Origin of the sequence: Streptomyces cyaneus, from assembly GCF_004028635.1 — a bacterium.
In the GTDB taxonomy this organism is placed as follows: domain Bacteria; phylum Actinomycetota; class Actinomycetes; order Streptomycetales; family Streptomycetaceae; genus Streptomyces; species Streptomyces cyaneus.
This window is the reverse complement of sequence record NZ_RQJW01000029.1, coordinates 1-11,876: the sequence shown is the minus strand read 5'-3', so window position 1 is coordinate 11,876 and position 11,876 is coordinate 1. Positions and strand designations below refer to the sequence as shown.

The following is an 11,876-nucleotide window of genomic DNA, read 5'->3' as shown; positions in this document are numbered from 1 at the left end:
GTGTCCGGGACAGGGGTGGGCCGCCTGACGGGTACGGCGTCCGGGCTACTCTGCCGACGTGTCCATGACCCCACCGCCCCCGCACGGCCTCCGTTTGCACGGCCTCCGCTTCGCATTCGGCACCCTGAGCGTGCTCCCCGTCAAGGTGCGCCGGTGGGACCGGGAAGCGGCGCGCGGGGGGATGCTGTGCGCCCCGCTCGTCGGGGTGGTCCTCGGGTGCGGTGCCGCGATCGTCGCGCTCGTGCTGCTGTTCCTCGGCGCCGGACCGCTCCTCGCCGCCGTCGCGGGCGCCGCCGTCCCGGCCGTCCTCACCCGAGGGCTGCATCTCGACGGGCTCGCCGACACCGCGGACGGGCTCGGCAGCGGCAAGCCCGCCGAGGACGCGCTGCGGATCATGAAGCAGTCGGACATCGGGCCTTTCGGCGTCCTCACGCTCGTGTTCGTGGTGTTCGCGCAGGTGGCCGCCCTCTCCCAGCTGTACGGCGACTCGTGGGCCCGGGGCGCCCTCGCCACCGTCGTCTCGGCCGTCGCCGCCCGCCTCGCGCTCACCCTGGCCGCCCGGGCCGGCGTGCCCGCCGCACGGCCGGAGGGGCTCGGGGCGGCGGTGGCCGGGGTCGTTCCCGTGCGGAGCGCGGTGACCGTCGCCCTGGCCGTGACGGGCGTCGCGGCCGCGACAGGGGCCCTGCTCGGGACGTACGACATCGCCCGCACCGCCGTCGCGGTCCTGGCCGCACTCGCCGCCGCCGAACTCCTCCTACGGCACTGCACCCGCCGCTTCGGCGGCGTCACCGGTGACGTCTTCGGCGGGCTCGCGGAGACGGCGGCGACGACCGCGCTCGTGGTGCTGTCGCTGGGCTGAGGCGCGATCAGGCGGGTGGCCTCAGCAGACATCAACAGGCCCGGCGCCATACCCCCAGTTCGTACTTCTTCAGCATGGAACTCAGCTTCAGGCGACGCGACTGGGCGCAGAAGCTGCGCGTCGGGACCTCGTACTCGACGTGGAAAACCGCCTTGCCCGCCTTCACGAAGGGACTCAGGGTCGCGCATTCCCCGTACTGGGCGCACTGCTCGTTGACCGCGAAGTCGAAGTCGTCCACCAGCTCGGGGATCTGGTCCAGGTCGTTCTTCAGGCCGACCGCCATGCCCCGCTCGTGGGCCAGCCTGGCGATCAGGCGGTTGTAGCGGAGCTGGTCGCGCGCCTTGAGCGGGAAACCGGTGCGGTTCTTGTAGCCGTCCATGTTGTCGGGCTCCACCGCGTCGAAGCCCTTCTCACGGCACATGTCCAGCCGGTCCGCCATCAGCGGTTCCAGGACGTCCAGGCGACGGATGTCGAGCCAGCGCTCGCCCTCCCAGCCGTTGTCCTTGCCGATCACCGACTTCGGGAACTTCTCGGCGTCGGGGCGCCAGTCCTCCCAGGCGCCGGTGGAGAGATAGCAGATGACCTTGCGGTCCTCGTCGTGCAGCGCGGCGACGGTCTTCCCGGACTGGTCGAAGCCGTCGATGTCGTAGACCGGCACGTCGACGGTGGTGTCGATACGGCCGCGGAGCTGCCACTGCCAGGCCACCCCGGGGCGCGGCTGCCAGCGCGCGCCGCTCGGACCGTCCTCGCCGTCGTCGGCGTTGTCGGATGCCGTCGTGCAACCCGCGAGCAGGAGAAGCAGAACGGCCAGCGGAATGAGGCGTCTCACCGAGCGGGCTCCAGAGTGTGCGGCAACGTACCCCAAGGATGATCTCCCATCCCCGGTACCGCGCAGTGCACGGTGGCCCCGCGGGCGCGGGCCAGGTCCGCCACGTCAACTGCGGCCGGGACGCCGTACACCAGATGGCACAGGCGCACTCCGCCACCGCCCCGCCACTGCTGCGGGCCGAGCCGGGTGTACGACGCCCAGGTGCCCTCGAAGGTGACCAGGACGTCCGCGATCCTGGCGTACGACGGGTGCGGTGCCGTGCCGTGGTTCAGGACGAGCGTGCCGCAGCCGGCGCCCCAGGCCGCCGTCGCGAGCCGCTGGTAATACGCGAACTCCTCGCGGCCCGCGGCGACCTGGTCGAGGAAGACACCGGCCGCGGCGTACCAGTCGCGGTGCCGGGCGATGTCGCGTACGACGTCGGCGTGCGGTCTGCGGCCGTAGTCGGTGTCGGCGTAGCCGAGCACCCGCGCTCCCGCCGTCCGCAACCGGGTCGCGACCTCGGCGAACGCCGGGTCGGGCGTCTCGCCGGAGCCGCTGGCCGGGTTGAGGACGACCCCGTAGAGGCGGGGCGCGGCCGTGATGATCGCGTCCCATTCGGCGGGGCGGACGGACGGGTGCTCGTAGTACGGGACCAGTAGATCGTTCATCAGTGTCATCGGTGGGCGGTCACTCGCCCCAACAGGCCGCAGACCAGGCCGGTTTGGGCCACCGCCGCCGTTCCGTGGACGATCAGGGCGACCCCGTGCGGGCTGCCCGTGTGGGTCAGTAGGGCCACCGTCTGGGCGAGGGCGGCCCCGCAGCAGATCGTCGCCGCGCCGAGCACCGCGCCGAAGGACTGGAGCAGCAATCCCGTCCACAGGACCACGCCGAGCAGGAGCAGACCGGCGAGGCGGACGCCTGCGATGCCGGGGGCATGCGGCCACAGGGCCGAGGTGGCGAGGCTGAGCACGAGGAGGGCGAGCAGGTAGCCGGAGAGGCACTTCAGGACGGTGAGCACCGTGGTCCGCCAGAACGCCCTCGGCGTGCTGCTGGAGCGCAGGCCCGCCAGGCTGCCGCTGCGGAAGCGGTACAGCAGCCATTCGGCGGGGCCCATGCTGAGGGTGAGGGCGACGGCGGCGGGGGCCGCGATGGCGCTGTGCTGCTCGCCGGTCAGGAAATCGCCGAGGGCCGCGTAGAGGACCAGGACGCCTGTGGCCAGGCCGAAGAGGGCGTACGGGAGGGAGGCGGAGAGACGGGGGCCCATTGTCGTTGACTGACTGCGGGTGCGTCGTGGCTTGTCGCGCCCACGCGGCGGTAGCCGCAAATTCAATACAGCCCCGCGCCCCTTGGGGGGTGCCACCTCGCGTAGGCCTAGAAGCGCTACCACGGCAAGCGAACCCAAGAGAAGGGTGAGACGTACGGCGTCCGGCACCGGGTGGGCCAGCGCCAGCACCGCACCCGTCGCCATCGGCAACAACGCGGTCAGCAAGGCCCGTTCGCGGCCCATCACCAACAGGGCGGTAGCCGCGCCCAGGTACACCGACTGGCCGGCCGCGAAAGCCACGGCGGCCGGGTGGGCGGCGCCCGCGACCGTCAGGGCCACCAGGGCGCCGAGCAGCGCGCCGACCGGGGCGCCCAGGAGCAGAGCGCGGCGGGCGGCACCGCGGTCGCCCAACCCCAGCCACGCGTACGCCCGATGGGCGAGCCCCTGGTTCCACATCCAGCCGACCAATGCACTGGCCAGTAGCGGGACCGTGCCCGCGGGGAGGCCGACGTCGTCGTGCGGGCCCGCGAGGAGGGGGGCGCCGAGGACGTAGCCGAAGCCGGGGAGGGCGAAGACCAGCCCCCTGAGCAGGCAGCCGAGCAGGCCCACCTGCCAGGTGTCGTGGGCCGGGCCGTCCGGCTCCGGGTAGCGGCGCTCGACCCGCTCGTACAGTTCCTCGGCGAGGGCGAAGGAGTTCTTGACGCCGTAGCGCTCGCGTATCTGGTCGTCCGACAGTCCGTCGGACTCCAGCAGCGCGGCGATCTCGTCGGGGTGGACGGCGGCGGCTATGAAGTCGTCGAGGCGTTCGGCGAGTTCGTCGAAGGGGTCGGGCTGCGCCCAGCTGGGCTTGGTGCGCTGGCGCGGGACGGCGGGCAGGGTGTCGGGGCGGGCGCCGGGCGGCATCCAGATGCTTCCGCTCACCAGCCGGTTCCGTCCGTCGCAACCTTCTCGTACCAGGGATCGCGCAGTTCGAGGGTCCAGTCCGCGACCGTCTCGAGCGTGGGCTCGTACACCTCGCTGCCGTCCGCGAGCTCCTGATAAATAGTCCGGAAATTGTCCACGGAGCGGCGGAGCGTGAAGCGGTCGATCACGCGCTGGCGGGACAATTCGCCTAGTTTCAGGCGCCGTTCGTCGTCATGGAGGAGGGTGAGTGCGGCGGCGGCCATCTTCTCCGGCTCGCGCGGCGGGACGACGAGTCCCGTGTCGCCTACGGCCTCGCGCACTCCCCCGACGTCCGTCGAGACCGTCGTACGGCCGCAGGACATGGCCTCGATGATGGAGAACGGGAAGCCCTCGGAGATGGACGACAGCATGACGACATGACCGGCGGCGTAGGCGCGCCAGACCTCGCTGATGCGGCCCTCGAAGGTCAGGCCGTCCCTCACGCCCAGCTCGGCGGCGAGCTTCTCCAGCTTGGTGAGATAGGCCTCGCCGCCGGGTGGGACGGGGCCGAACAACCGCAGTCGGGTTTCGGGGAGTTCGGCGCGGACCATGCCGTAGGCCCGCAGCAGGGTCTCCAGGTCCTTGATGGGGTCGACGCGGCCGCACCAGGTGAGGGTGGGGACCTCGGGCTCGGGACCGGCGTGCGGGAAGGCGTGCGGGTCGACGCCGTTGTAGACCGTGCGGATCTTGTCGGCGTCGGCGCCGCCGCGCTCCTCCCAGCGGCGGTTGTACTGGTTGCAGGGGGTGATCAGGTCGGCCGTCCGGTACCCGAGTGAGTTCAGCTCACGGTAGAAGCCGAGCATGAACGCCTTCACGGGCCAGCGCTGGGCGTCGCTGCGGTAGCCGAGGTAGCGCTCGCGCAGATAGATGCCGTGCTCGGTGAGGAGGAAGGGCACGCCGTCCAGCTTGCGGGCGGCGAGGGCCGGGAGGGTGGCGAGGCCGCTGCTCACCGCGTGGGCGACGGAGTCTTCGGGGATGCGGATCCCGAGGGGGCGCAGGGCGTGTTCCAGCAGGTCGGTCGCGGTCAGGGCGTCGTGCACGGTGGGGCGGGCGGCCGCGGTCGGCAGATGCGGCATCGTCCAGATCCACATCAGCGACCGCAGCGCCGAATCGGTGCGCAGCGCCGCCGACAGGCGTCCGTCGCGGGCGAGTTGGGCCAGCTCGCACAGGGCGTCGCCGAAGTCGCAATCCCCCTCGGGGTCGAGGAAGGAGAGCAGGAAACGCTCGTAGGAGTCGGTGAAACGGCGCCGGGCCCTGCCGTACGGCGCGTGTTTGCGTCCCGGACGTGGGCCCCAGGTCGGTACGGAGGTGTGCCGGTAGACGTTCGGCGGCAGCTCCCAGGTGACGGGTTCGCGGCCGCTCCCCGTGAGCGACACGATGTGGAAGTCGACCTCGGGCATGCCCTTGACGAGCTGGTCGCACCAGGTGCTGACCCCGCCGTGGACGTGTGGATAGGTGCCTTCGGTGAGCATGGTGACATGACGGCCGGTGCGCATCGCTGCGTTGCTTCCCCCTGTTGTGCGGATGTTGTGCGGGGAACTGCTGCCCGGACCCCGACTGCGGGTCGTTTGTGGCTGGTCGCGCAGTTCCCCGCGCCCCTGACGGGGCGCTCCAGCTAAGGCAGCTTGAGCGTTACTGCCGACTGCAGTGGCTCCGGCGTGGTCCAAGCCGAGCGCCTGCCCGCGTACGGTGTCCCGAACGCGGTGGTGGAGAGCAGGAGTTGCTTCCCGGTGCCCTCCGGTGCGGTCACCGGGATCCGGGTCCCGGACGGTGCGGTGATCGTGACCGTGGTGCCGATCCGGTACGCCGTGACCTTGCCGGCCGCCAGCGCCGTCCGCCAGGCGGCGCGGCGCTGCAGCTCGGTGCCGATGGCGCTCTGCGCGAGGTTCTGTACGGGGGTGTTGTCGGCGAAGAGCGCCTGGTAGTCGGCGAGCACCTTGTCCAGGACCGGGTACAGCGTCCGGTCCTCGGCCAGGTTGGACTGGTGGGCGTAGTGCGGGCGCGGGTCGTTGCTGATCGCGTGCCCGAGGGCGGTGCGGGCCTCCAGCGGGACGATGTAGTCGGCGTACCCGGTGGCCGGGTCCAGCGGGTCGTCCAAGCAGGTGGAGGCGGGGTTGTTCGCGCAGATGCCGCTGCCGCCGTCGGCCGTGGAGGTGTAGATCCAGTTGTACTCGTCGACCATCTCCTCCTCGGTACCCACGTTGTAGTACACGTTCATCGGGTGCCGGGGCACGGTCAGGGCGGCGCCGACCGAACGCTGGTCGGGCTCACGGGAGTTGTCCGAGGCGGTCCACTTGACGCCGTTGTCGGCGAGGGCGCCGGCCAGGTTGGGGTTGTCGTCGGGCTGCTGCGGCAGGGTCTTCAGGCCCGAGTGCTCGCCGGTCACGAGTTCCGTGCGGTCGAGCGGGAGGCCCTTGGCGACGCCCCAGTCGTAGTTGTTGCGGATCTGCGCCGAGATCTCCGAGCGGCTCATGTACTGCGTCGAGCCGTCGGCGTTCTTGGCGCAGCTCCAGGGCACGGTCGAGGTGTCCTGGACGCAGCCGAGGTACGGGTGCGTGTAGGTGTGGTTGATCCAGCGGTACCGCGCCTTGTCGGCGAGCAGCCGGTCGGCGAGCGGGTCGGTGCCGCCGTTGACGCTCTTCCACTGCTCGCCGGACCCGGCGTTGTAGACCATGTCCAGCGTGAAGCCGTGCGCCTGCTGCCACTGCGCGGCGTGGACCGCGTCCTCGGCCGTCATACGGATCGGCGTGGTCCCCTCGCCGTCGCCGCCCGGGCAGTCGAAGTCACCTGGGGTGCAGTTGCGTGCGGTGTCCCAGCGGCTGTCGGGCGCGAAGACGTCGTCGACATGCACCGCGAAATAGTTGCGGGCCTGCCCCAGGTGCACGCCCTGGGTCAGCCATTCGACGATGCCACGGGCAAGGACCCGGAACTGCTGCTGGTACTCGTTGTACGCGAAGGTCACGACCAGTTCGCGGCGCCCGTCGTGGCTGTACTCACCGATCAGGCTGCCGCGCCCGGAGCCGGCGGGCACGGGGATGTCGACATAGCTGGTGAAGCCCGTACGGGGCCTGGCGACGAAGCCGTAACTCTCCTGTACGGACGTGTCGTTGTCCTCGAACGTGAAGGCGCCGTCGAGGTAGCCGAAATACCCTGCCTTGCCCTCGGTCGTGACGGACGCCGCCCGCCCGTCGAGGGTGCCGGCCCAGCCACCCTCGCTGGTGTAGTCGAGGCCGACGCCCGGGTGGGCCCAGGTGTAGGCGTCGACCTGCGGGATGCCGTAGGTCCGCTCGTAGCCCTCCAGCGCGGTCTGCTCGGCGGAGCCCGCGCCGAAGGGGGCCTCGCTCGGCAGGACTACGCCTTGGTACTTGGCCCGGGGTCTGCCGTTCACCGTGTCGCTGAGGAACGCGTCCGTGATGGTCGGGCGGTTCGCGTCGGTCAGGTCGACGGTGGTGTACGGGATGCCGGTGCTCTTGAGCTGGGCGGTGATGGCCCGGACGGGGCTGTCGCCGTTGTCCACGACCAGCACCCTGAGATCGATGCGCGGCGCCTCGGCGGCCGCGGCACCCGGGGCCGCCAGGCCCAGGGTCAGCAGACCCGCGGCCGTCAAGGCGGCGACGGCGTTTCTGCGGTTTCTCCAACTGTGCGCACTGGGCGCCATTGATTTGCCCCTTCCCCCCGGAAGATCCCCTCATGGCCGCACGTGACGAATCGACGGAGGATCCATGGAGATCATGCAAAGCGGCAAGCTGATCGCTCACCGGAAACCAGACGAGTGTGACTCAGCTCACCGATGGTGAGGATCAAGAAATGGCCACGACGCCACCGACAGGTGAACGCCCGTAGGAATGAGCGAACGCTCACACGAGCGTAGGCTCGTCCCGAGTGTTCGCCGTACCGGGGAAGGCCCCGCTGCTACCGCACCCGTAGGTCGGAACTAGGGTCGGCCGTCGGGCCCGGTCGACCCACACCATTCGGCCATCACAAACTTCACATCGGAAGCGAGATTTCACCACCGTGACTGCTCTCACTCTCAGCACCGCCGCGGCGCCCGGCCTGCGGGCCGACGCGATCGTGATCGGTGTCGCCAAGGGCGCTGCGTCCACGTCCGGGGGACTGGTTGTCGCACCGGGCGCAGAGGCCGTGGACAAGGCGTACGACGGCAAGCTCGCCGGCGTCCTGGAGACCCTCGGTGCCTCGGGCGCCGAGGGCGAGGTGACGAAGCTCCCTGCGCCCGCCGGCTTCAAGGCCCCGCTCGTGGTGGCGGTGGGCCTGGGTGCCGAGCCCGAGGACCCCAAGGACGGGGCCTACGACGGCGAGGCGCTGCGCAAGGCCGCCGGTGTCGCCGCCCGCGCCCTCGCCGGCTCCAAGAAGGCCGCGTTCGCGCTGCCGCTGGGCGACGCCGGTGACGTCGGCGCCGTCGCCGAGGGCGTGCTGCTCGGGGCGTACGCCTTCGACGCGTACAAGGGCAACGGCAACAACGCTCAGGACAAGAAGAAGAACGGCAAGGCGCCCCTCGCCGAGGCCGCGCTGCTCGGCGGCAAGCCTCGCGACAAGGAGCACAAGGCGGCGATCGAGCGCGCCACCGCCGTCTCCGAGGAGCTCAACCGCGCCCGCGACCTGATCAACACCCCGCCGAACGACCTCAACCCCGAGTCCTTCGCCGCGATCGTCTCGGCGGCGGCCAAGGAGCACGGCATCAAGGTGCAGGTGCTCGACGAGAAGGCGCTGACCAAGGGCGGCTACGGCGGCATCCTGGGCGTCGGCTCCGGGTCGGCGGCCGGTCCGCGGCTGGTGAAGCTGACGTACACGAGCTCCAAGGCGGCCAAGCACCTCGCCTTCGTCGGCAAGGGCATCACCTACGACTCGGGCGGCATCTCGCTGAAGCCGGCCGGGCACAACGAGACGATGAAGTGCGACATGAGCGGTGCGGCCGCCGTGTTCGCCGCCGTCGTCGCCGCCGCCCGGATCGGCCTCGACGTGAACGTCACCGGCTGGCTGGCGCTCGCCGAGAACATGCCGTCGGGCTCCGCCGTGCGCCCGGGTGACGTGCTGCGCATGTACAGCGGCAAGACGGTGGAGGTGCTCAACACCGACGCCGAGGGCCGGCTGGTGCTCGCGGACGCGCTGTGGGCGGCGTCGCAGGAGAAGCCGGACGCGATCGTCGACGTGGCGACGCTCACGGGTGCGATGGTGCTGGCGCTCGGCAACCGCACCTTCGGTGTGATGGCCAACGACGACGCGTTCCGCTCGGCGATCGTGGAGGCGGCCGAGGAGGTCGGTGAGGCGTCCTGGCCGATGCCGTTGCCGGAGCATCTGCGCAAGGGCATGGATTCGCCGACCGCCGACATCGCCAACATGGGTGAGCGCATGGGCGGTGGGCTGGTCGCGGGTCTCTTCCTGCGCGAGTTCGTGGGCGAGGGCATCACATGGGGGCACCTCGACATCGCCGGGCCCGCGTTCAACGAGGGTGGACCCTTCGGGTACACCCCGAAGGGTGGTACGGGGTCCGCGGTGCGGACGCTGGTGCGGCTGGCCGAGCTGACCGCCTCCGGCGACCTGGGCTGATGTCGTTCTGAGTGAGGGGGGTTCCGCGCGCGGGCAGGGCGGAGCCCCCCTCTTCCATGCGCGCCTTCCCTGCGCGCTCAACTGAACGTGGGACGTCTCACACACCGGCCCGGCGTCTCGTTCGGTGTGGACAAGTGCGAAGATGGGGCTCGGCAGGACAGGGCCCCACCCCAGGGCCGAAGAAAGAGCGGCCGGACACCAGCCGCCTGCCGGTCATCGAAGACCGGCGTACGGCGCACATGCATGGAGGACGTGACGTGGCGAACGACGCCAGCACCGTTTTCGACCTAGTGATCCTCGGCGGTGGTAGTGGCGGTTACGCCGCGGCCCTGCGCGGGGCGCAGCTGGGCCTGGACGTCGCCCTGATCGAGAAGGACAAGGTCGGCGGCACCTGCCTGCACCGGGGTTGCATCCCCACCAAGGCCCTGCTGCACGCGGGCGAGATCGCCGACCAGGCCCGCGAGAGCGCGCAGTTCGGCGTGAAGGCCACCTTCGAGGGCATCGACATCGCCGGGGTCCACAAGTACAAGGACGGCGTGATCGCCGGCCTGTACAAGGGTCTGCAGGGTCTCGTCGCCTCCCGCAAGGTGACGTACATCGAGGGTGAGGGCCGTCTGTCCTCCCCGACCTCCGTCGACGTCAACGGCCAGCGCATCCAGGGCCGCCACGTCCTGCTGGCGACCGGCTCCGTGCCGAAGTCGCTGCCGGGCCTGGAGATCGACGGCAACCGCATCATCTCCTCGGACCACGCCCTCGTCCTGGACCGCGTGCCGAAGTCCGCGATCATCCTGGGCGGCGGCGTCATCGGCGTCGAGTTCGCCTCGGCGTGGAAGTCCTTCGGCGCCGACGTCACGGTCATCGAGGGCCTGAAGCACCTCGTCCCGGTCGAGGACGAGAACTCTTCGAAGCTTCTTGAGCGCGCGTTCCGCAAGCGCGGCATCAAGTTCAACCTCGGCACCTTCTTCTCCAAGGCCGAGTACACCGCGGACGGTGTCAAGGTCACCCTCGCCGACGGCAAGGAGTTCGAGGCCGAGGTCCTCCTCGTCGCCGTCGGCCGCGGCCCCGTCTCCGCCGGTCTCGGCTACGAGGAGCAGGGCGTCGCCATGGACCGCGGCTACGTCCTCGTCGACGAGTACATGCGCACCAACGTCCCGACCATCTCCGCCGTCGGTGACCTCGTCCCGACGCTCCAGCTCGCGCACGTCGGCTTCGCCGAGGGCATCCTGGTGGCGGAGCGTCTGGCCGGTCTGAAGACCGTTCCGATCGACTACGACGGTGTTCCGCGGGTGACCTACTGCCACCCCGAGGTCGCCTCCGTCGGCATCACCGAGGCAAAGGCCAAGGAGATCTACGGCGCGGACAAGGTCGTCGCTCTGAAGTACAACCTGGCGGGCAACGGCAAGAGCAAGATCCTGAACACCGCGGGCGAGATCAAGCTCGTCCAGGTCAAGGACGGTGCCGTGGTCGGCGTCCACATGGTCGGTGACCGCATGGGCGAGCAGGTCGGCGAGGCCCAGCTGATCTACAACTGGGAGGCGCTGCCGGCCGAGGTCGCCCAGCTCATTCACGCCCACCCGACGCAGAACGAGGCGCTCGGCGAGGCCCACCTGGCCCTGGCCGGCAAGCCGCTGCACGCGCACGACTGACCCTCGGTCGACGAAGCGACTCCGCGTCTTAGCGACGACACAGACTTCCGCAATTCGTAAGGAGCAACCGAAACCATGGCGGTTTCCGTAACCCTTCCGGCGCTCGGCGAGAGCGTCACCGAGGGCACTGTCACCCGCTGGCTGAAGGCCGAGGGTGAGCGCGTCGAGGCCGACGAGCCGCTGCTCGAGGTCTCCACCGACAAGGTCGACACCGAGATCCCCTCCCCCGCCGCCGGCATCCTGGCCTCCATCAAGGTCGCCGAGGACGAGACGGTCGAGGTCGGCGCCGAGCTGGCCCTGATCGACGACGGCACGGGCGCCCCCGGTGCCGCCCCGGCGCCCGCCGCTGCCGAGGCCCCGGCCCCGGCCGCCGAGCCCGCTCCGGCCGCCGAGCCCTCCACCGAGCAGGCCGCCCCCGCTCCGGCCCCGACCGCCGAGGCCGCTGCCGGCGCCGGTACGGCCGAGGGCACGGACGTCGTCCTGCCCGCGCTCGGCGAGTCCGTCACCGAGGGCACCGTCACCCGCTGGCTGAAGTCGGTCGGTGACAGCGTCGAGGCCGACGAGCCGCTGCTCGAGGTCTCCACCGACAAGGTCGACACCGAGATCCCCGCCCCCACCTCCGGCACGCTGCTGGAGATCGTGGTCGGCGAGGACGAGACGGCCGAGGTCGGCGCCAAGCTGGCCGTCATCGGTGTCGCGGGTGCCGCTCCGGCGGCCGCCCCGGCCCCGGCTGCCCCGGCTCCCGCCGCCGCTGCCCCGGCCGCGCCCGCGGCTCCGGCTGCCCCCGCGGCT

At 71.0% G+C, this 11,876-nt stretch carries 9 protein-coding genes; 4 read left to right on the top strand and 5 right to left on the bottom strand.

Annotated elements, in window-relative coordinates; translation table 11 throughout:
• The first annotated feature begins 64 nt into the window (after positions 1–64).
• On the top strand, positions 65–859 hold the full coding sequence (locus tag EHO50_RS43460) for an adenosylcobinamide-GDP ribazoletransferase (RefSeq protein WP_128437431.1): 795 nt from the start codon (positions 65–67) through the stop codon (positions 857–859).
• 31 nt (positions 860–890) lie between these two features.
• Here EHO50_RS43460 and EHO50_RS43455 read toward each other — a convergent pair whose 3' ends face one another.
• From EHO50_RS43455 to EHO50_RS43435, 5 genes are all read right to left on the bottom strand, one after another.
• Positions 891–1,688, bottom strand: coding sequence for an endo alpha-1,4 polygalactosaminidase (locus EHO50_RS43455; RefSeq protein WP_128437415.1), 798 nt, complete (start codon positions 1,686–1,688; stop codon positions 891–893).
• Positions 1,685–2,335 (bottom strand): spherulation-specific family 4 protein, encoded by a 651-nt coding sequence (locus EHO50_RS43450; protein WP_128437430.1) that lies wholly within the window; start codon positions 2,333–2,335, stop codon positions 1,685–1,687. Before EHO50_RS43450 ends, EHO50_RS43455 begins: the two co-directional genes overlap by 4 nt.
• Positions 2,336–2,340: 5 nt before the next feature.
• Positions 2,341–3,852 (bottom strand): hypothetical protein, encoded by a 1,512-nt coding sequence (locus tag EHO50_RS43445; protein WP_128437414.1) that lies wholly within the window; start codon positions 3,850–3,852, stop codon positions 2,341–2,343.
• Positions 3,849–5,369, bottom strand: coding sequence for a GT4 family glycosyltransferase PelF (gene pelF / locus EHO50_RS43440; protein ID WP_128437413.1), 1,521 nt, complete (start codon positions 5,367–5,369; stop codon positions 3,849–3,851). The genes EHO50_RS43445 and pelF overlap by 4 nt, the downstream gene beginning before the upstream one ends.
• Positions 5,370–5,488: 119 nt before the next feature.
• On the bottom strand, positions 5,489–7,531 hold the full coding sequence (locus EHO50_RS43435; protein ID WP_246101845.1) for a hypothetical protein: 2,043 nt from the start codon (positions 7,529–7,531) through the stop codon (positions 5,489–5,491).
• A 356-nt stretch (positions 7,532–7,887) separates the two neighbouring features.
• Between EHO50_RS43435 and EHO50_RS43430 the strand changes: the two genes are divergently transcribed.
• The 3 genes from EHO50_RS43430 to EHO50_RS43420 form a co-directional block, all read left to right on the top strand.
• Positions 7,888–9,438 carry a leucyl aminopeptidase gene (locus tag EHO50_RS43430; RefSeq protein WP_128437412.1) on the top strand — a complete coding sequence of 517 codons (1,551 nt, stop codon included), beginning with the start codon at positions 7,888–7,890 and terminating at the stop codon, positions 9,436–9,438.
• A gap of 257 nt (positions 9,439–9,695) precedes the next feature.
• Complete coding sequence (gene lpdA / locus EHO50_RS43425; RefSeq protein WP_062702738.1) at positions 9,696–11,084, top strand: dihydrolipoyl dehydrogenase; 1,389 nt, start codon at positions 9,696–9,698, stop codon at positions 11,082–11,084.
• A 75-nt stretch (positions 11,085–11,159) separates the two neighbouring features.
• Positions 11,160–11,876, top strand: a 717-nt coding sequence (locus tag EHO50_RS43420) for a biotin/lipoyl-containing protein (protein ID WP_342787060.1), incomplete at its 3' end; no start/stop codon positions are given.

What these genes read in the sequence shown, in the direction of transcription:
- EHO50_RS43460 (WP_128437431.1), top strand. Translation starts at nt 65, where the DNA reads ATGACCCCACCGCCCCCGCACGGCCTCCGTTTGCACGGCCTCCGCTTC.
- EHO50_RS43450 (WP_128437430.1), bottom strand. Translation starts at nt 2,335, where the DNA reads ATGAACGATCTACTGGTCCCGTACTACGAGCACCCGTCCGTCCGCCCC.
- pelF (WP_128437413.1), bottom strand. Translation starts at nt 5,369, where the DNA reads ATGCGCACCGGCCGTCATGTCACCATGCTCACCGAAGGCACCTATCCA.
- EHO50_RS43435 (WP_246101845.1), bottom strand. Translation starts at nt 7,531, where the DNA reads ATGGCGCCCAGTGCGCACAGTTGGAGAAACCGCAGAAACGCCGTCGCC.